At 68.6% G+C, this 19883-nt stretch carries 18 protein-coding genes; 9 read left to right on the top strand and 9 right to left on the bottom strand.

The window, feature by feature from the left end:
- Nucleotides 1–81: 81 nt before the first annotated feature.
- The 3 genes from AB0H64_RS37835 (at nucleotide 82) to AB0H64_RS37825 (ending at nucleotide 1011) form a co-directional block, all read left to right on the top strand.
- Nucleotides 82–423, top strand: coding sequence for a hypothetical protein (locus tag AB0H64_RS37835; RefSeq protein ID WP_357634653.1), 342 nt, complete (start codon nucleotides 82–84; stop codon nucleotides 421–423).
- Nucleotides 420–608, top strand: a complete 189-nt coding sequence (locus AB0H64_RS37830) for a MerR family transcriptional regulator (protein WP_357634650.1) — start codon at nucleotides 420–422, stop codon at nucleotides 606–608. Before AB0H64_RS37835 ends, AB0H64_RS37830 begins: the two co-directional genes overlap by 4 nt.
- 70 nt (nucleotides 609–678) lie before the next feature.
- Complete coding sequence (locus tag AB0H64_RS37825; RefSeq protein ID WP_357634648.1) at nucleotides 679–1011, top strand: YnfA family protein; 333 nt, start codon at nucleotides 679–681, stop codon at nucleotides 1009–1011.
- Between the two features lie 34 nt (nucleotides 1012–1045).
- Here the strand turns inward: AB0H64_RS37825 and AB0H64_RS37820 are convergent, their stop codons facing one another.
- From AB0H64_RS37820 to AB0H64_RS37810, 3 genes are all read right to left on the bottom strand, one after another.
- Nucleotides 1046–2596, bottom strand: coding sequence for an OmpA family protein (locus AB0H64_RS37820; RefSeq protein ID WP_357634645.1), 1551 nt, complete (start codon nucleotides 2594–2596; stop codon nucleotides 1046–1048).
- A 101-nt stretch (nucleotides 2597–2697) separates the two neighbouring features.
- Entirely contained in the window at nucleotides 2698–3066 is a 369-nt protein-coding gene (locus AB0H64_RS37815; protein ID WP_357634643.1) for an Mth938-like domain-containing protein, read from the bottom strand.
- 37 nt (nucleotides 3067–3103) lie between these two features.
- Nucleotides 3104–3364 (bottom strand): hypothetical protein, encoded by a 261-nt coding sequence (locus AB0H64_RS37810; protein ID WP_357634640.1) that lies wholly within the window; start codon nucleotides 3362–3364, stop codon nucleotides 3104–3106.
- A gap of 216 nt (nucleotides 3365–3580) precedes the next feature.
- Here AB0H64_RS37810 and AB0H64_RS37805 point away from each other — a divergent pair, with 216 nt between their 5' ends.
- Entirely contained in the window at nucleotides 3581–3811 is a 231-nt protein-coding gene (locus AB0H64_RS37805; RefSeq protein ID WP_357634638.1) for a hypothetical protein, read from the top strand.
- Nucleotides 3812–4106: 295 nt separating this feature from the next.
- Here the strand turns inward: AB0H64_RS37805 and AB0H64_RS37800 are convergent, their stop codons facing one another.
- From AB0H64_RS37800 to dnaE, 4 genes are all read right to left on the bottom strand, one after another.
- Nucleotides 4107–7850, bottom strand: coding sequence for an acyltransferase domain-containing protein (locus tag AB0H64_RS37800; RefSeq protein ID WP_357634759.1), 3744 nt, complete (start codon nucleotides 7848–7850; stop codon nucleotides 4107–4109).
- Between the two features lie 84 nt (nucleotides 7851–7934).
- Complete coding sequence (locus tag AB0H64_RS37795) at nucleotides 7935–8981, bottom strand: ketoacyl-ACP synthase III family protein (protein WP_357634635.1); 1047 nt, start codon at nucleotides 8979–8981, stop codon at nucleotides 7935–7937.
- Nucleotides 8982–9439: 458 nt separating this feature from the next.
- Nucleotides 9440–9790 (bottom strand): DUF6300 family protein, encoded by a 351-nt coding sequence (locus tag AB0H64_RS37790; protein ID WP_357634632.1) that lies wholly within the window; start codon nucleotides 9788–9790, stop codon nucleotides 9440–9442.
- Nucleotides 9787–13341: a DNA polymerase III subunit alpha gene (dnaE, locus tag AB0H64_RS37785; protein ID WP_357634629.1), complete on the bottom strand. Its 3555-nt coding sequence runs from the start codon at nucleotides 13339–13341 to the stop codon at nucleotides 9787–9789. The genes AB0H64_RS37790 and dnaE overlap by 4 nt, the downstream gene beginning before the upstream one ends.
- 645 nt (nucleotides 13342–13986) lie before the next feature.
- On the opposite strand from dnaE, the gene AB0H64_RS37780 reads away from it, so the two are divergent.
- Nucleotides 13987–14163 (top strand): hypothetical protein, encoded by a 177-nt coding sequence (locus AB0H64_RS37780; RefSeq protein ID WP_357634626.1) that lies wholly within the window; start codon nucleotides 13987–13989, stop codon nucleotides 14161–14163.
- A 14-nt stretch (nucleotides 14164–14177) separates the two neighbouring features.
- Here the strand turns inward: AB0H64_RS37780 and AB0H64_RS37775 are convergent, their stop codons facing one another.
- Nucleotides 14178–14873, bottom strand: a complete 696-nt coding sequence (locus AB0H64_RS37775; RefSeq protein WP_357634623.1) for a class I SAM-dependent methyltransferase — start codon at nucleotides 14871–14873, stop codon at nucleotides 14178–14180.
- Between the two features lie 145 nt (nucleotides 14874–15018).
- Between AB0H64_RS37775 and AB0H64_RS37770 the strand changes: the two genes are divergently transcribed.
- The 4 genes from AB0H64_RS37770 (at nucleotide 15019) to AB0H64_RS37755 (ending at nucleotide 19227) form a co-directional block, all read left to right on the top strand.
- Nucleotides 15019–16500, top strand: coding sequence for a serine hydrolase domain-containing protein (locus AB0H64_RS37770; protein WP_357634620.1), 1482 nt, complete (start codon nucleotides 15019–15021; stop codon nucleotides 16498–16500).
- A 164-nt stretch (nucleotides 16501–16664) separates the two neighbouring features.
- Entirely contained in the window at nucleotides 16665–17258 is a 594-nt protein-coding gene (locus tag AB0H64_RS37765; protein ID WP_357634617.1) for a PASTA domain-containing protein, read from the top strand.
- Nucleotides 17259–17400: 142 nt separating this feature from the next.
- Nucleotides 17401–17910 carry a hypothetical protein gene (locus AB0H64_RS37760; RefSeq protein ID WP_357634615.1) on the top strand — a complete coding sequence of 170 codons (510 nt, stop codon included), beginning with the start codon at nucleotides 17401–17403 and terminating at the stop codon, nucleotides 17908–17910.
- A gap of 882 nt (nucleotides 17911–18792) precedes the next feature.
- On the top strand, nucleotides 18793–19227 hold the full coding sequence (locus AB0H64_RS37755; RefSeq protein ID WP_138667703.1) for a VOC family protein: 435 nt from the start codon (nucleotides 18793–18795) through the stop codon (nucleotides 19225–19227).
- A gap of 59 nt (nucleotides 19228–19286) precedes the next feature.
- Here AB0H64_RS37755 and AB0H64_RS37750 read toward each other — a convergent pair.
- Nucleotides 19287–19883 (bottom strand): transposase (locus AB0H64_RS37750; protein WP_357634611.1); only part of this gene is annotated, 597 nt, incomplete at its 5' end.

Raw genomic sequence — 19883 nt, 5'->3', positions numbered from 1 at the left:
ACGACGGCCGGGGTTGCATCCCGTACCCAGGTACAGGGTTACCGTCGAGCACAGGCACGTTCACGGCATCTGGAGGGCACCATGGAATGGGCGCCGGCGGAATGCACTCTGCCGACCGAGGAACGCCCGCTGCGCGTGGCGGAGTTCGACGAGCTGTTCGCGACGGCCCTGCGGGGGCTGGAGCGGATGGGACCGACGCACCTGCGGCTCACACTGGACGGCGGACCCCAGGTGGAGGAGACCGCGCGCGACCTGACCGCCAGGGAGACGAGCTGCTGCTCCTTCTTCACCTTCTCCCTCACCCCTGGCTCCCTCACCGCTGACGGCATGGTCCTGGACGTGAAGGTGTCCTCCGCCCACGTCGGCGTGCTCGACGGCCTCCAGGCTCGCGCGTCGCGGAGCGCCCCGCGGGTCTCGCCGTGAACGGCGGGTGGTTGCGCACCGGTGAGGTCGCCAGGGCCGCAGGGGTCAACGCGCAGACGTTGTGTTACTACCATCGGCGTGGCCTGCTACGAGAGCCGCGCCGGACGAACGGCGGCCATCGGCTGTATCCGCCGGAGACCGTGGTCGCGCTCCGTGCGATCAAGGCGGCCCAGAAGCTCGGCTGAGCCCGCGCTGCCCGCTGCCGTTCGCCGAGCGGGATCGGCTCCGCGGCGGCGACCCCCTACAGTCGGACCCGTGACGGTCACGCGCTCCCTCCTGCTGTTCGTGCTCGCGGCGCTCGCCGAGATCGGCGGGGCCTGGCTGATCTGGCAGGGAGTCAGAGAGCAGCGCGGGCTGCTGTGGATCGGGGCCGGGGTGATCACTCTCGGCCTGTACGGGTTCGTCGCCACGTTGCAGCCGGACGCCCACTTCGGCCGCATCCTCGCCGCCTACGGAGGCGTGTTCGTGGCGGGCTCCCTGCTCTGGGGCGTGGTGGTGGACAAGTTCCACCCGGACCGCTGGGACGTCCTCGGCTCGGCCATCTGCCTCATCGGCGTCCTGGTGATCATGTACGCCCCCCGCGGCTGAGCCATGGTACGCAGTCTCGGATCCGCGCCGGGGCCTATCGAACGGGCACCTGGAGGTCGGCGAAGCCGGCGATCTTGACCTTCAGTGTGCCGGCCGTCTCGGGCAGTGCGAACAGGCTCCAGAATTCGCGTTGCCGGCCGGGGCTGAACTTCCCGGTGCTCAGGCGTACGCCGGACAGGTCCGTGCAGGCGCAGTAGGAGTCCACGCTGTCGCCGTCGGCCACCTGGAGACGAGCGGGCAGATACCGGCGGCGGCCTTCCACGTCGGTCAGCGTGACGTTGAAGGCGGCCTGGTACTTGAACGACATCCAGTCCCGCGCCTGGTGGAGCTCGTTGAACCAGGCCTCCTCCGTACCCTGGTTCGTGATCCGGTACGTCAGCAGCCCGAGGCCGCCCGGCAGCTTCCGCAGGCCGGTGATCTCCATGGAGATCGGCTGGCCGTCCGCCTTGCCGGTACCCGTCAGGCCCGTAGCGCCGGGAGCGGGGGTCGTGGCCGGCGCGGCGGTCGTGGCCGGCTGGGGCTTGGCGAACGTCACGGTGACGCGGCGGTTGCGGCGTCTGCCCTCATCGGTGTCGTTGCTGTAGAGCGGACGGCGCGAACCGTACCCCTTGGCCTGAAAATCCACGCCCTGCCTGGTGACCACCCCGGACAGCGCCTGACGCACGGCCTGGGCACGGCGGGTGGACAAGGGGTCGTTGATGGCGTCGTTGCCGGAGGAGTCCGCGTGCCCTTCCACCTGCACGGTGGCGCCCGACGAGGCGTCGATGAGCTTCGCGGTGCGCGCCAGGATCACTTTCGCCCTGGGCGTGAGCGTGGCCTTGTCGACCGCGAACAGCACGTCGGAGGAGAGATTGACGTGGAGATCCGTGCCGTCGTCGGCCGTCTCCTCCGACCTGTCGAGCGACTCGGACGGGGCGACCAGGCGGCGGGTGACGGTGGTGACGGGCTCGGCGTCCGGATCGGGGATCGTCATCCCGGGCGGCGTGACCGGCGGGTCGTCGCTGATCGGGACGTCCACCATCGGCGGCCCCAGGGGTGTGACGACCGTGGCGGCGGAGGGGTTGCCCGAGGGGGCGGGCATGACCGCGTACAGGCTGATGGACTGTCCCGGGTCGATGAAGTAGCCGAGGTGGTCACGGTTCTGGTCGCTGCACAGACACGGGAAGTCGGCCGGTTGGTACGGCAGGATCCAGGTGCGCGCCCGCGCGTCGAGCACTCCGATGCCGGAGGCCCATCGGATCTCGCCGAGCGGGCGGGTGTTGTCACCCAACTCGCCCGTCCACGGCAGCCGCTCCTCGCCGCCGGTGTTGGTCAGCCTGACCTGGGCGATCAGGTGCTTGCCCTTGACCCGGTTCAGCCCGACGACCTCGACCTTGAGATTCTCGGTCATCGTGCTGGACGTCTGCGCCAGCGCCGGGCGGGTGTCCTGAGTCGTGCTGCTCGCGCCGGTCGAGGGCGGCACGGCGGTGGAGGGCAGCGTTGTCACCGGTGGAGCGGACGCGCGTGGCGCGGAGTCCTCGGGGGACAGGGCACAGGCCGAGGCCGCGAACAGAGCGATCAGGGGGATGGCGATCCGGGAACCCATTGGGGAGATACTGCCGCATTCATATCAAGAGGGCGAAATTGTCGGTGGCAGGCGGTCGTTCCGCGCATGTTTCGGATCTTGCGCACGAGGTTGGCCGCTGATCAACAAGTGGAGTGGATCAATCCACCCACGGGGATGGTTTCCGCCAATGCGTTGTAACGCTGGACGGCGGCCGTCGTCTCCTCGACGTAGATCTCGACATCTGTCTCCATCAAGAGGTCCAGCGTCTCGGGACACGTGTGCAGGAGCAGTCGCATGCCACGGGAGAGGACGATCGCCTGGCTGCCGGTGTCGAGGAGCTCTCGGACGTCGGCAGGCTGGATGCCAGGAGTGTGCCGTGTGCCGGTCTCGTTCCAGTCCCAGGGCCGTCCACCACCGGGATAGAGCTTGAAGTCCTTACCTTCGCCGAGGCCCTCGATCACCGTCCGGCCCCAGGAGATCTGTGTGATCAGCGGTGATCGAAGCTCCATATGGCGAAGACTACAAGCCAGGCCGTATGCGAGCCGGTCAAGGTGCGGCGTTCCACGGCTCGACTGGCATGAGGGCAAGAGCGTGGTGAGCAAGTCTCCTGATCGCTTCCCAGTGAGGATGAGAGCGCAGGGCATCCTCCGTCCATGCCGAGGGGGCCTGCTCGGTGAGGTCGGTCAGCATCTGGTCGATTTCGATGAGTGCGCTGTCGAGATCCTTGGAGATCCACCCGACGTCACGAGCTGGCCACGCGGCGGGGTAGACGGCATCGAAGTCGAGCGCCAGCTCGTCGATGCACATAGTCCCTATCCACTCAAGCTGCTCGCCTGAGGGCAGAGCCAGATGTTGCACGGTCCTACGAAGGAATGACCAAACGCCCTCGGCTTCTTCCCGCGAACTCGGAGCGCTGTACATCCTGCCACTCTAGATCGACGATTGAAGGGCCCCATTCGTGAAGCGCAAACTCGATCGGAGGCTGGTCTTGGAGATGATGTCGCGGCAAGCCATAATCGCCGCGTGTCGCCCTTCAAGGTGCTTGCCGCCTTCGCAGTCGTACAGTTCCTCGTGTTGGGCACCGCCTTTGAAGTGCTCGCCTTGGCCCGCGCCGATGGTGAGAATCCCTTCGAGGTGGGACCGTACAAGATGGCCGCGTACGTCGCCCTTGCGCTGAGCTTCACGTTCACGGGCATCCTTGTCGCGTGGTCGATCAAGCGGCGCGGGAGGGGCCAGGGCAGCTTCCATGGCTGAGGGTTTCTTCCTGTTGCTGAACTGGGCTCTCCCGGCAGTCGCACTGTTCTTCATCATTTATTGGTCGGTCCGGCTGGCGATCAGACATGAGAAGCGCAGACAGTCGAGTGCAAGGGACTTGGATCGGGCGCGGCACGCACGTGTGACAGCGGAGCGGGCGGCCCAGCGCCGTGAGTGGACGGAACGGGAGGCTCGACGGGAAGAACAGCCCGATTGGTAGCGTCGCTCTGGGGGACGGGTGATTGAAGCCCAGATGCCCCCTGAGCGAGCTACCGACGGGCAGGCGACCACTCACTCACCCCGCATCGGCGCTCCCGTTGCCGCTTGAGGCGGACACCAGCTCGGCGATGTAGTCGGAGACCGCGGCGACGGTCGGTTGCCGCCACAGCAGGGTCGTCGGCAGCGAGCATCGGAACCGCTTCTCCAGCCGCCGCCGCACGACCACCGTCAGCACCGAGTCCAGCCCCTGCTCGATCAGCGGACGGTGCGGCGACAGGTCCGTGGGGGCCAGCCGCATCTCCTTGGCGATCTGCGCGCCGACCTCCTCCAGCAGGAACGCGCGCAACTCCTCCGGCCCCAGGCCGGCGATGGACTCGGCGGGCCGCACGCCGTCGGCGCCGTTCTCCGCGGGGGCCGGTACGTCGATCACCGGGTACCGCAGCCCCGACAGCCAGCCGACGACGGCGCCGGCGCCGTCGGTCACCCGTACCTGGACCGTGTCGGTGCGCTCGGGGTCGAGCCACACCTCGATGTCGACCATGTCCGGTGGCTCTCCGACCGTGACCAGCCGATCGACGTGCGTCACCATGCGAAGCAGCGGGTCACCGGGGAACGCGCTCGGCGCCACCGACATCGCCGCGTCCAGGACGGGCGCCCACGTGGCGGCCGGCCCGCACCGTACCCGGGCGCGCAGCGCGCCGTGGCCGCGCAGCAGCTCCTCGACCGTCCAGTCGAACCCGGTTCCGGGTACGCCCACGGCGGCGAGCCGCTGCATGACCAGGCCCGGATCCGCCGGTGGGATGAGCTGCGCCGGCTGAGCGGGCGCCTCTCCCGGCGAGGCGGGCACCGTGGCGGTGGCGATCATCTGCCAGGCGGCGTCCGGTTCGCCCGCGGCACGGGCCGCCAGCCGCAGCCCGGTTCCCTGCCGTACGACCTGGACCTCGCGGCGCTCGGCGGTCAGCAGTGGCGCCGACATCGTCACCTCGCCGAGCACCTGACCGCCGGAGGCGGCGAAGAAGGTCGCCGCGAGCACCGCGGCCGGCACGATCTCCACGCCCTCGATGGCATGGCTGCCGGGATAGGGCCGGGTCTGGTCGTCCACGCCGGTCCGCCAGAGCCGTACGTCGGTGCCCGCGAGATCGATGCCGTCGCCGAGCAGCGTGTGCGTGTCCGGATCGTGGCCGCGACCGGCCATGTCGGGGGCCGACGGCGTACGCCAGTGCCTGCGGTGCTGCCAGGGGTACGCGGGGAGCACGACCGGCCCGCCGGCCGGCTGCAGCCGACGCCAGTCCACATCGAGGCCGGCGCAGTGCGCTTCGGCCACACTGGCCAGCAGGGTGGCCCGCGTGGGACGGTTCCGCCGCAACGACCCGCCGACGAAGACGTCGTGATCGCCCGCGCTCAGCGTGTCCAGCATCGAGTGGGTGACCACCGGGTGGGGGGACAGCTCGATGAACGCGCGGTATCCGTCGTCGGCGGCCGCCGCGACCGCGTCGGTCAGGCGCACCGGCCGGCGCAGGTTGGCCGCCCAGTACGCGCCGTCGAAGCCAGGGGCCTCCCGTGGATCGTCCAGCGCCGTCGAGTAGACGCGGATGCAGGGGGCGCCGACGGTGAGGTCGGCCGCGGCGGCGGTCAGGTCGGCCAGGAGCGGATCCATCTGCGGCCCGTGGAACGCCACGTCCGAGGTGACCCGGCGGGCCGGGATCCCTTCCTCGATCCAGCCGGCCAGCACCTCGGCCACGGCGTCCGGGTCGCCGGAGACGACCGTCGAGCCGGGCGACGACGCGATCGCGGCGACCACGTCGGTACGGTCCCCCAGCAGCCGCATCGCCTGGGCGAACGGCACCTGCACCATGGCCATCGCGCCGCGACCGGCGACGCGCCGCAGCAGCCGGGACCTGCGGCAGATCAACCGGGCGCCGTCCAGGCGGCTCAGCGCCCCGGCCGTCACGGCCGCGGCGATCTCGCCGACCGAATGACCGATGACCGCGTGCGGACGCACCCCGTACTGACGCCACAGCTCGACGAGGCCGAGCTGCATCGCGAAGATCATGGTCTGGACGCGGTCCACCTCGGTCAGCTCGTCCTCGCTGAGCACCTGCCGGGGCGAGAAGCCGATCTCGGCGGCGAACACCGGCTCCAGCTCGTCGATCACCGCGGCGAACGCCGGCTCGGTCGCCAGCAGCTCGCGGCCCATGCCGGCCCACTGTGAGCCGTGTCCGGAGAAGACGAACACCGGGCCGGGACCGGGATCGACGAGCACCTGCCCGGTGGTCACCGCCCGGTGCGCGGCGCCGGTGGACAGGGCGCGCAGCCGGTCGGCCAGCGCGGCCGGGCTCTCCGCCGCCACCACCGCCCGGTGCGACAGATGGGCTCGGCGCAGCGCGAGCGTGTGCCCGACGTCGGCCGCCGGCAGGTCGCCGACGACACCGGCGAGGTTGCCGGCGGCCTGCAGCAACGCCGCCCGCGACGCGGCGGACACCGGATACAGCCCGCCCGCGGTCCCCTCGGCGGGTGGCCCTGCCGGCGGCGCCTGCTCGAGGACGACGTGGGCGATGGTGCCGCCGTAGCCGAAGGCGGAGACCGCGGCCCGGCGCGGATGCGCGGAGCCGGGCCACGGCGTCGGCTTGTCGACCACGCGCAGCCCGGCGCCCGCCCAGTCGACGGCCGGAGTGGGCGTGTCGAGCCGGCTCGGCGGGAGCTCGCCGCGTTCGAGCGCCAGGACGGCCTTGACCAGGCCGGCGATGCCGGCGGCACCCTCAAGGTGACCGATGTTGGACTTGGCCGAACCGATCAGGCACGGCTGCTCCGCGGGCCTGCCCTTCCCGTACACGGCGCCCAGCGCGCCGGCTTCCAGGGGGTCGCCGACCGCGGTGCCGGTGCCGTGCGCCTCGACGTAACCGACCGTCTCCGGCTCGACGCGCGCCTGCCGCAGCGCGCGGCGCATGACGTGCTCCTGCGCCTGGCCGCACGGCGCCATGATGCCCGCGGTGCGGCCGTCCTGGCTGACCGCGCTGCCACGGATGGTCGCGAGGACCCGGTCCCCGTCCCGTACGGCGTCGGCCAGGCGCTTGAGCACCACGACCGCCGCGCCCTCGCCCCGCCCGTACCCGTCGGCGGCGGCGTCGAACGACTTGCTCCGCCCGTCCGGTGCCAGCGTGCCCGCGGCGTCCAGGGTCAGCGTCTCGCCGGGGGACAGGATGAGGTTGACCCCGCCGGCCAGCGCCACGTCGGTCTCGCCGGCCCGCAGGGCCTGCGCGGCCAGATGGACGGCGACCAGCGACGCCGAGCACGCCGTGTCCACCGCCAGGCTCGGGCCGCGCAGGTCCAGCGCATACGACACGCGGTTGGCCACCGCGCAGGTGGCGGCGCCGATCCCGGTCCACGCCTCGATGTCGGGCAGGTCCTCCAGCAGCCGATGCCCGTAGTCGCCGGTGCAGACGCCCACGTACACGCCCGCGTCCGTGCCGGCCAGTCTGTCCGGCGACACCCCGGCGTGCTCCAGCGCCTCCCACGCGGTCTCCATCACGAGGCGCTGCTGCGGGTCCATCAACTCCGCCTCGCGCGGCGAGAGCCCGAAGAACTCCGCGTCGAAGTCGGCCGCCCCCTCCAGGAAACTGCCGTGCGCGAGGGTCCGCCGTACCGCCGCCGCGTACGACGGGCCGCGGTCGGCGTAGTCGCGCCAGCGGTCGGCGGGCGCCGGCCCGCTGGCGTCCCTGCCCTCGCACAGCAGGTTCCAGAACTCGTCCGCCGAACGGACGCCGCCAGGCAGACGGCAGCCGATCCCGATCAGCGCGATCATTTCGGCCGGTCGATCCATCACACATCGCCTCCCCGTATCCGCGCCCACACGGGCGACTCGAGAATCTCCACGACGGCGCCCGAGACGGTCACGCACGCCTGCTCAACCGGGCCCGTCGGAGGCGTACTCCGCGGGGATGTCGAGGATCCGCAGGACGGCGCAGGCCATGGTGGTTCCGGCGCCCCACCCGACGAGCAGCACGTAGTCGCCGGGGGCCAGCGCCCCGCCGGCCAGCAGGTGGTCGAGGGCGACGAACTGGTCGCTGACCCCGAGGTGCCCGACCCCGGCGCCGTAGTCCCAGGTGGTGTCGGCCAGGGTCAGCCCGAACCAGCTCGCCCGCTCCTCCACGCTGTCCCAGCGCCCGTGCGGGAAGGCCACGCGCGCCACCTCGTCGAGGGTGATCCCCGCCTCCTTGAGGGTCCGCTCCACCAGCTCCATCAGCGTCGTCTGGATTCCCAGCATGACGTCGGCGCCGTCGCGGGCCAGCAGCCGCTCGCGGAACGCCCGATTGCGGGCGGCGAAGTCGAGCGGCCGGCCCACGGTGGCGTCGGGCGGGAACAGCGGCACGCCGCCGTCGTTGACCGACTCGGCCTCCGGCAGCACGGTCACGTTGACCGACCGCAACTGCGCGAAGCCCGGGTCCGTGGTGACCAGCAGCGCGCAGCCGGCGTCGCCCACCACGTTGCCCTCGATCATGCGCCACCGGTCGACCAGCGGGGTGCCGTGGTTGTCGGCGCCGACCAGCAGCGCGGTGCCGCCCGGCCGCAGGTACCCGGCGGCGAGCCGCAGCGCGCTGAACAGTCCGCAGCAGCCGTGCCGCAGCTCGGCGGCCAGGACATCGCCGCCGATCAGGTGCTGTTGCAGGTAGTACTGCGGCTGCCAGCCCTCCGGCCCCTGGTGCCAGACGTCGGCGTACAGCATGAGATCCAGGTCGCGCGGTGACATCCCGCCGGAGCGCTCGAACGCGTGCCGGGCCGCGCGCAGCGCGAGCTCCGGAGCCGGTACGTCACCGGCCACCGCCGCACCGCGAAGGCCGAAGTGCTCCATCTCGCCGGCCGGACAGCGACCTTCGGCGACAGCCGTCTCGACGCTGACCACCGGCGGCAGATGGACGCCGATGCTGCGCAGGTAGATGTCAGATGTAAGCATCCGTCCTCATCGCGGTCGCCGGCGCTGGGTCGTGGAGCTGGGCATGCAGATACGCCATCAACACCTCTGGGGAAGGAACGAGCCTGCTGGGGGAGCTGTCGTATTGCCAATCACAGACCGGCGAGATACTTACGGCGGTCTCGCAACCCGAGTGTTTACAGATGTGTCCGTGCGGTCAGCGCCGATGCTAATCGCATGATCCATATACGGCTAGTGGTGTCATTCTTCGGCTCGACCATGCATAATCTTCGAGCGCCGATGATCAACAGCGCACCGTGACGACTCCTGTTCTGTGCGCAGGCGGATTGACGGACGAGCGACGGTCCGAAGGCCCATCCGTCGGAGACCGGCCGCCTGCTGCGGCTGAGTATCCGCTTCTGACAGAAAGGGTTATGACCCCCTGGAAATTCAAGAAGCCGCGGCTCCGCCAGGGAGTACGCTGACGCCCGGCACCACGGTCACAGCTCGCCGCGCCGCCACAGGGCGAGCTCATCCTCCAAGGCGCGTGCATCCAGCGGCGGTACCCGGGCGTGCTCGGCCCAGGCCACCAGCAGCCGTACGAACTCCTCGCTGGTCTCGTCCGCCACCTGCCCGTTCACGCGGAACCACGTGATCAGAGGCGCCGCGTGCGGCGCCGCGGCGCCGCACGCCTCGCACAGGACGATCCCGGTGCGACCCCGCACCGGCCGGCCGACGGCGTTGGCCAGGTCGTGCGGCACGCGCACCAGCAGCAGCCCCTTGCTCGCGCAGCGGGGGCAGGTCGGCGGCTCGTCGCTGATGACGACGTCGACGCGCCGCTGCGCGGTCACAGACTGATCGCCTCCGGCCCGAACAGCGCCTTGATGTCGGCCGCGAACGACGTCTCGGCGTTGACCGGGAACTCCGGGACGGCGAGCACTGTGGTCTTACCGCTCGGCCGACGCAGGTTGATCCGCAACGGCACGCTGCCCTCGTGCATCTTCAGCACGTTGCGCAGCTCCTCGACCAGCCTGTCGTTGAGGCGGTCCTCGCGGATCTGGATGGTCACCGGGTGCCCGGAGTCGCTGGTCACGCTGGAGATGTCGATCGTGGTCAGGTCCTGGGCGAAGATGCTGATCGCGCCGTCGCGGTTGTTGATCTGCCCGCCGACCGACGCGACCAGGTCCTCACGCAGGTACGGCACGTACAGCTCGTACGTCTTCGGGAAGAACAGGCACTCCACCGCGGCGTCCATGTCCTCGACCGTGATGATCGCCCACATGTTGCCGGCCTTGTTGACCCGCTTGTCGACCTTGGTGATCAGGCCGCACACCCGGACGTCGCCGCGGTCGTCCCGGCCGCTCTCCAGCAGGTCGGCGATCGTGGTGTCGCGGTTGCGCGCGAGCAGCCGCTCGGTGCCGGCCAGCGGATGGTCGGACACGTACAGGCCGAGCATCTCCCGTTCGAAGTCGAGCTGCGTCTTCTTGTCCCACGCCAGGTCCGGGATGGCGATGGTGAAGCTCTCGCCGTCGCCGGTGTCGGTCAGGCCGCCGAACAGCGAGTCCTGGCCGTGAGCCTCGTTCTTCTTGATGTCGATGACCGAGTCGACGGCCTGCTCGTGGATCATGAGCAGGCCCTTGCGCGGGTGGCCGAGCGAGTCGAACGCGCCCGCCTTGATGAGGGACTCGATGACCCGCTTGTTGCACACCACCAGCGGCACCTTGTCGAGGAAGTCGTTGAAGTCGGCGTAGGCGCCCTTCTCCTTGCGACCCTTGACGATGCCCTCGACGACGTTCTCGCCGACGTTGCGGACGGCGCCGAGCCCGAAGCGGACCTTGTCGTCGCCGACCGCGACGAAGTCGAGCTGGGAGTCGTTGACGTCGGGCGGCAGCACCTGGATGCCCATCTTGCGGCACTCGGCCAGGTAGACGGCGGCCTTGTCCTTGTCGTCGCCGACGCTGGTCAGCAGGGCGGCCATGTACTCGGCCGGGTAGTTGGCCTTCAGGTAGGCGGTCCAGTAGGCGACCAGTCCGTATCCGGCGGTGTGGGACTTGTTGAAGGCGTAGCCGGAGAACGGCAGCATGACGTCCCACAGGGCCTGGATCGCCTCGTCGGAGTAGCCGTTGCCGCGCATGCCGGCCTGGAAGTTGACGAACTCCTTGGCCAGGATCTCGGGCTTCTTCTTGCCCATGGCGCGGCGCAGCAGGTCGGCGCCGCCGAGGGTGTAGCCGGCCAGCTCCCGGGCGACGGCCATGATCTGCTCTTGGTAGACCAGCAGGTGGAAGGTCGGGCCGAGGATGGGGTCGAGCGCGTCCTTCAGCTCGGGGTGGATGGGCTCGATGTCCTGGCGGCCGTTCTTGCGGTGCGCGTAGTTGGTGTGCGCGTTGGCCGCCATCGGGCCCGGCCGGTACAGGGCGAGCACGGCGGCGATGTCCTCGAACCGGCTCGGCTCCATCAGCTTGAGGAGCTGCCGCATGGGGCCGCCGTCGAGCTGGAACACGCCCAGGGTGTCGCCGCGGGCCAGCAGCTTGTACGTGGTCTCGTCGTCCAGGGGGAGCGTGAGAGTGTCGAGCTTGACGCCCCGGTTCTGCTCGATGATCTTGATGGCGTGGTCGATGATGCCCAGGTTCCGCAGACCCAGGAAGTCCATCTTGACCAGGCCCATTTCCTCGCATGAGGGATAGTCGAACCCGGTGATGACCACGCCGTCCTTGTCCCGCTTGTGCATCGGGATCAGGTCCAGCAGGGGATGGGAGGAGAGGATCACCGCGGCGGCGTGGACGCCGGTCCCCCGGATCAGGCCCTCGATGCCGAGGCCGGTGTCGATCACCTTCTTGACGTCCGGGTCGTTCTCGTACAGCGCCCGGATCTCCACGCCTTCCACGTAGCGGGGGTGATCCTTGTCGAACAGCTTCGCCAGCGGGACGCCCTTGCCCATGACATCCGGCGGCATCGCCTTGGTGATCTTGTCGCCCACCACGAACGGGTACCCGAGGATGCGCGAGGCGTCCTTGACGGCGGCCTTGGCCTTGATCGTGCCGAAGGTGTTGACCTGGGCGGTGTACTCGCTGCCGTACTTCTCGGTGACGTAGGCCACCATGCGGTCGCGCTGGCGGTCGTCGAAGTCGAGGTCGACGTCCGGCGGGTTGATCCGCTCGGGGTTCAGGAACCGCTCGAACAGCAGGCCGTGCTCCAGCGGGTCGAGCTCGGTGATGCGGGTGGCGTAGGCGACGATCGAGCCGGTGGCGGATCCTCGGCCGGGTCCGACCGCGATGCCGTTGTCCCGGGCGTACCGGCAGATGTCGGCCACGACGAGGAAGTAGGAGGAGAAGCCCATGGGGCCGATGACCTTCATCTCGGTCTCGTAGCGCTCCAGCACCTCGGCCGGCACCGGCGTGCCGTAGCGCATCTCCAGGCCGCGCTCGACCTCCTTGCGCAGCCACGACTCCTGAGTCTCGCCCTCCGGCACGTCCGGGTAGTCCGGCATCCGGTTCACCTCGGCGAACACGTCGCTGTAGTCGCCGACCATCTCGGCGATCAGCAGCGTGTTGTCACACGCCTGAGGCAGCTCGGAGAACAGCTCCCGCATCTCCGCCGCGCTCTTGAGGTAGTAGCCCGAGCCGTTGAACCGGAACCGGTTCGGGTCGTCCTTGTTCTTGCCGACGCCCACGCAGAGCAGGCTGTCGTGCGCGTCGGCCTGGTCCTCGGTCACGTAGTGGGAGTCGTTGGTGACCAGCAGCGGGATGTCGAGATCCTTGGCCAGGCGCAGCAGGTCGGCCCGTACCTCACGCTCGATGCTGATCCCGTGGTCCATCAGCTCCAGGAAGTAGCTGTCCTTGCCGAACATGTCCTGGTAGGCCGAGGCGACCTTGACGGCCTCGTCGTACTGGCCGAGCCGCAGCCGGGTCTGCACCGCCCCGGACGGGCAGCCGGTGGTGGCGATGATCCCCGAGGAGTACTGGGAGATCAGGTCCATGTCCATGCGCGGCTTGCCGTAGTAGCCCTCGAAGGAGGCGAGCGACGACAGCCGGAACAGGTTGCGCAGCCCGTCGGCGTCCTTGGCCCACATGGTCATATGGGTGAAGCGGCCACCGCCGGAGACGTCCTTGCCTCCCTCGCCGTCCGCCACCCCGGTCTCGGCGCGGGCGCCCCAGAACACCTGCTTCTTGTGGAAGCGGTTGTCCGGAGCCACATAGGCTTCGATCCCGATGATGGGCTTGACGCCGCTGCCCTTGGCGACCTTCTGGAACTCGTAGGCGCCGAACATGTTGCCGTGGTCGGACATCGCGATCGCCGGCATCCCGAGCCGCTCGGCCTCGGCGAACAGCGGCCGGATCTTGGCCGCTCCGTCGAGCATGCTGTACTCGGTGTGTACGTGAAGATGCACGAACGAATCGCTCACCTGTTCCCCTTACCTTGCGCCCAGGCCGACTGCACGCATGAGCCTATTCCGTCCTCAGGGGCGGATGGGGCCAGGCGAGCCGGATGGGCGGGCGCGTACGGTGACCGAGGCGAATTCGAGGTTCTGGACCGGGTTCGGCGGCTCGGCCACGATGAGGGCATGACGAAGAGCGGATCAGCGCAGCCGCCGAGGGCGGGCGGAGGAGCAGGCCTGCGCCTGGACTGGACGGCGGTGAGCGCTATGGCGGGTGCGATTGCCGCCGTGGTCGCGCTGGTCGCCTACCTGATGCCGCCGACCCCGCCTCCGCAGCCCCCGTCCGACCCGGCAGCCCTCACCCCGACCGCGCCGTCACCGTCACCCTCACCGTCATCGTCATCGTCATCGTCATCGTCATCGTCACCGGATCCGGATCCGGTCACCACCCGGCCCGCACCGCCGACCCCGAGTCCATCGCCTGAGTCCAGAACGCCCCGGCCACCAAGGTCAAGCTCCACGCGAGCGGTTCCGGTCTCCTCCACACCGCTGTCAGAGGTCCGTCCCGGCGGCTGTGACGAGGCGGCGGCGGCGCTGACCGCATACCGCCGCAACGCCGGGACCGTCCGCAGCAGCCAGGCGGCCGCGGCTCAGCAGACGTACAGCGACCTGATGGGCGCGGTCCTCGACGCGCAAGGAGTGGTGGGGGCGAAGATCAGTCGGTTGGCCCGCGAATTCCAGGAGCTGAGCTTCCGCTTGACCGGCATGACCGGCGGCGATCCGAACCAGGTGATCGCGGACATCAACACAGACGTCGCGGAGCTCAACAGGTTGTGCGGAAGCACCTGACCTGACGACGGCGGTCAGGGACGCCGCAGCTTCACGGCGAGGAAGCACGGGGCTTGATGGAGTTTGTCGTATGCGCTCGCGTCGATCTCTTCGAGGTCGGACGTCGGGCGCGGCTCGACGAGTTGTTCCAGTACGAATCCCGCGGCCAGCAACTCGCCGAGGAACGTCTCCAAGGGCATGCGCTGGTAGTGGATCGACATCGTGCCGTTCGCCACGGGCAGCTCGCTCCACTCGTGGCTGTAGTAGGAGCCGCCGAAGCGCCGCCAGTCGGCGGTGGGGTGGGTGGTGGAGACCAGGAGCCATCCGCCGGGTCGCAGAACGCGGCGTAGCTCGGCGAGCAGTTGTGCGCGGTTCCTGATGTGATGGATGACAAGGGCGCACACGATCCCGTCGAATGACGCGTCGGTGGCGAAGTCCAGCGGTTGTTCCAGGTCGTGGACATGCAGTTCTGCCTCGTCGTTCACGCGCGCTCGCGCATGGCGCACCAGCGTGGCGCTGCCGTCGACTCCGACCACCTGGGCGCCGCGTGCCAGCAGTTCGGACGCATAGTGTCCGGCCGCGCAGCCCACATCGAGGATTCTGGCTCCGCTGACGTCACCGGCGAGCCGGAGCATCGCAGGCCTGTCGGTGTAGGCGTTGTACGGGCTCGTGTCAGCATTCTCGGCGAAGAAGTCGCCGAGCTCGTCATGGTAAGCGGTCGCCTTGTTCACCTGGACATCATGGCGATGACCGAGGAGCTGGACCACTGACACCTGACGAAAGTCGGGGTGGGGGCCTGCCGATCGTTCGCTGTGCGGCGTTCCCACCGGCTTTTAGCGTTCGTTTCTCAGCGGACGAAGAGCTCGGGGAATCTCGATGAAGATACGGAAGATCGCGGCGATTGCCGTTCTCGCCGGTGTGTCACTGACGACAGGGGTGACGGCGGCGAGTGCCTCGATGAATGCGCCGAGGAGCGGCGAGCTGAGTGCGAGCGCGGTCGATGCCTACGTACGTGACTATGTCGAGCGGACCCGGCTGCCCGGCGCCCTGGTCGCGGTCACCAAGAAGAATCAGGTCGTCCATGTCGCGGGTTACGGCCGCACGGCCGGCGGTGAGGTGATCACGAAGGACACGCCGATGCCGCTCGCCTCGGTATCCAAGTCGTTCACGGCATTGGCGGTGCTGCACCTCGCCGACCAGCACAAGATCAGTCTGGACGCCCCGGTTCGGAAGTACCTGCCGGAATTCACCATGGCCGACGACCGCGCCGTGAAGATCACGGTGCGGCAGTTGCTCCAGCAGACCTCGGGGATGAGCGATCAGACCTTCCCCGAGCTGACGCTGCCCGCGCCGGACACCCTCAAGGACGCCGTCGCGATGCTGCGGACCGCCCCGCTCGCCACAGACCCCGGCAGCAAAATGATCTACCACAACCCCAACTATGCCGTCGCGGCCCGGCTGGTCGAGGTGGTGGCCGGAGTGCCGTTCGCCGACTACATGGCCGCCACCGTGTTCCGTCCGCTCGGCATGACGTCGACCACGACCGTTGACACCACCAGAGACCTTCCCGGCGAGGGCGCCGGCTACATTCGCGCCTACGGCCGCCTCATCGAGCGCTCCCATCCGAAATGGTTCCTCAACGGCTCTTTCGGCGTTGTCAGCACCGCCGACGATCTGGCCAAATGGCTGATCACGCAGAACGGCGCCGGCGGTGTCTTCCCCGAGAAGACCGTGAAGACCGCCCAGACCGCGTCCGGAGTGGGCGGCAGCACCTACGGCATGGGATGGGAGACCGGCAGGACCGCCGGTGGAGCGGCCCAACTCCGGCACACCGGCTGGCTGCTCACCCACAACTCCGCGCAGACCCTCCTGCCCGCCACCGGATATGGCATCGCCGTCGTCACCAACACCGGAATGATCTCCGGTGACGACGCGCTCCTCATGGCCGACGGCCTGATCGACATCATCGAGGGCCGCCCCGACGCTGGAGCCGCGCCCTTCACCACGGCCGCGGATCCCTGGCTGGGCGGCCTGACCCTGCTCAACCTCGGACTCGGCTTCCTGGGGGCCTACCGTGCTCGCAGCTGGGCCCGCCGCCGAGCAGGCCGCCCCGTGTGGCGCCTCGTCGTACGGATGATCCCCTACGCGCTGCCCATCGCGTTCTTCTTCGGCCTGGCCGACCTGATCGGCCTCCTGATGAACAGGATGGGCACGCTGGACCAGATCACTTACGTCTGGCTCGCGCTCTACCTCTGGGCCGCCACAGCCGCGCTGGCCTCCGCCGCCGTCATCGTCTCCCGTACCGTCCACACCTTCCGCGCGCGTCGTGCGGATGTACGAGCCGGCGTCCAAGCGTGAACTCAACAGATCCTCAACGGCCCCTCATCCATCCTTCCTTCATCGACGGACGCGAAGGAGCGAGAGATGACGCGGAGCTGGATGATCGCCGGTGTCGGCGTTGCACTGCGGCGCCCAGACGACCATGATCGTCGTGTCATGTCCGACCACGCTCGGGAGCGGCAATGATGGGGATCAGGCTGGTTGTTCTCGGTCTGTTGACGGTGCCCGTGCTCGGCCTGGCGGCCTGTTCGGGTGGGGGCGAGGAGAACGCCTCCACCGGATCGCAACGCCCGTCGCCTGCGTTGCCCTCTTTCAAGGGAAAGACGCTCGACGCCGTCAGCGGCGAGGTGGGGCGCTCCTGGCCCGCCTACACCACCGCGTACCGGGCCCTGCCGGACGGTCATCTGTTCGACGGCGAGTCCTACTCCGGTACCTGGATCGTCTGCACGCAGGTCGAGGACTCTCAGGCGAAGAAGGTGGAATTCGGTTTCCTGCCCCCGCAGGTGCCCTGCCCGCCCGACGGCCGCGTCACCAACTGGCCCGTCGTGCCGAACTACGTCGGCAAGACCGGCAATGAGGCGAGACAGGCCGCCTTGCAGCTCGGCTTCCCGGGCGTCAGCAGCCAACCCCTCGTGACCGAGGGATACGACGACAGTTCGCACCTCGAACGCACCGTCTGCACTCAGGACCCGCCAGCCGGCCAGAGCATGCGCGAGCACTACGGCACGACGCTGAGCCTGCGCGTCGGCGACAGCAAGGGGTCGTGCACCCCGTAGCCGCCCCTTTCGCGCACACTGCCCCGGGATGATCAGATTGCACCCTGGCCATCTACGGACCTCCCTCGCCCAGACCCGTGCGGCGATCATCCCGGAGTCGGAGTCCCCGCCGGAGGCAAGTTCTCAAGGGATGATGAGTGCTGTGCCCGACCTGTCGTGGGATGACGTGAGAGCTCTCTTCGACCCTGAGGTCAACGGAGCGTTGCCCGACGTGGTTGTAGAAGGGACGACCGCTGAGGACTGGCAGGCGCTGCTGGATCTCGTTCAGGCACAAGGTTGGCAGTACGCCTACTCGGTGGGTGGCGAGCCGATGGGGCTTTCTTCGGCTGCTGACATGGTGGCGGCTGCCTACGCCGGCGGCATGTCTGAGCTGAGGGTCACGCCTGAGCTGAGAGTCTGGCCGATCCCCGAAGTGCTGATGATCTTCCGGATGTATCAGACTGAGTCCATTGACTTCGACGTCGATCTCAGAGAGCTGCAGGGGCAGGAGCGGTTGGACGTCCTGGTGGATGTCTTCCGCGTGATCGGACGGCGTCTCGGGAAGTCCGTATTGATGAGTGCGGAGGGATCCCCTGGTCATCCAGATCTCGGGTTCGATGTCGAGGCCGACCGGGTGCTGCTGATGGTCGATCCGTTTGATTCGGGCGTGTAGCGACTGTTGGAGGGCTTGGGGTCGGGATGTTGTGGTGTGGGGGGCTGCACCCGCTGGCGGAAGGCCAGGGCGAAGGCCGGCCTCGACTGGCTGCGGCTGCACGATCCCCGCCATGCCTGCGCCTCGTACCTCCTGGCCTGTGGCGCCTTCCCGCGAACGGTCATGAAGAACTCGGCCACAGCCAGATCGCCCTGACCATGAACACGTACGCCCACGTGCTTCCCGACATCGAACAGGCGGCCGTCGACGCGGTCGTGAAGCGGCTCTTCGCATGAGCCTCGGAACCACGAAGGGCCGGACTCCCAGAGAATGGGTTCCGGCCCTCCTGGCTGTAAAAGCTGGCTGTACGACCTCGCAAAGCAAGATCGAGGAGAGGCGTTCGAGCTGGTAGGGCGCCCGGGGCTCGAACCCGGAGCCTACGGATTAAAAGTGGAAGGTCCATCTTCGGGCCGCTGCGGGTATGACCTTGGGTTTCGTGCCGTAATCCTGGTCGACTGCTGGTCACAATCCGCACATGTTCCGGATCTTGCTTACCTGGACGACCGCCTTCAGCGCGCACCCGACCTGATGGAACTGCCCATACGTCCTCGTCCTTGACGGGCACCCCCTGGGCGCGGAAATGTTCGGGACCCGGAGCGGGGGCATCCCCATCAATCCTCGTCGTCGGAGTCGTCGGCGTCAGGATCGCGCAAGGCCAGGGATGATTCCCTGCTCACCATGGCCATTCGATCTTGGTCTTGCCAGATAACGATGTATCTCGCAACCCTTCGACGGGCGAGGCGTTCAGGCTGGAGCTGTGGATCTTTCAGGACTTCGTCAATCCGGCCAGGGTGCACGGTGGGCGATTACGGTATGCATAGTGGTCTATGGCAGGATTTTCCCATGGTATCCGTTAAGCAGATTCAAGTCGCCTTCGATTGCGCTTCACCTGAGCGTGTCGGTCGCTTCTGGTGCGAGGTGTTGGGGTATGTCGCGCCGGCGCCGCCTGAGGGGTTCGCCAGTTGGGACGACTTCAATCGCACGCTGCCGCCCGAGCAGCGGGACTCATGGTTCGCATGCAGCGACCCCTCGGGTGTCGGTCCGCGGCTGTACTTCCAGCGCGTTCCCGAAGGCAAGGTCGTCAAGAATCGGCTGCACCTTGACGTGCGGGTCGGCACCGGACTCGTCGGTGCAGAGCGCCTGGCAACCCTCGAGGCCGAATGCGCACGATTGATCCCTCTCGGCGCGAAACGCGTGCGGCTCCTGCCCGCCGATGAAGAAAACGAGTCGTGCCTCGTGATGCAGGACATCGAGGGCAACGAGTTCTGCCTGAGCTGACGGTCACGTCCACGGACGTGGTGTATGAATCGATCTTCGCGTGATCCTGTTTTTGCAGGTCAAGCGGTAAGTGTCTGCGGGAGCGGATTCTGCGTCGGTGTGTCGCTGGCGACGAGCCGGACGCGGGCTTTGGCCAGGATGTCCAAGCCCATGTAGCGGCGGGCTTCGTCCCACTCGTCCGTCTGTTCGGCCAGCACAGCACCGACCAGCCGGATGATCGAGGCCCGGTCAGGGAAGATGCCCACCACGTCGGTGCGGCGGCGGATCTCCTTGTTCAACCGCTGCGGGTTGTTCGACCAGATCTGAGGCCAGATCTCGCGGGGGAAGACGGCGAAGGCGATCAGGTCTATGGTGCGCACCAGGGTGGCCACGAACGGCTGCGCGGACTTGTTCACGCAGGTCAGAAGGTTGCGCAGGTAGTGGCTGCGACACCTCTGCCAGGACGCGCCCGTCAGAGTGGCGCCGATGGCGGCCACGAGACCGGCGTGGCAGTCGGAGATGACCAGCTGCACGCCGGACAGGCCGCGGGCGACCAGGCCGCGCAGGAAGGCCAGCCAGCCCGCACCGTCCTCAGCGCTGGTGACCTCCAGGCCGAGGATCTCGCGCCGCCCGTCGGCGTTGACGGCGGTCGCGACGAGGACGTGCACGTTGATGAT

Origin of the sequence: Nonomuraea sp. NPDC050733 (genome assembly GCF_040654215.1) — a bacterium.
Taxonomy (GTDB): domain Bacteria; phylum Actinomycetota; class Actinomycetes; order Streptosporangiales; family Streptosporangiaceae; genus Nonomuraea.
This window is presented reverse-complemented; position numbering and strand designations above follow the sequence as displayed.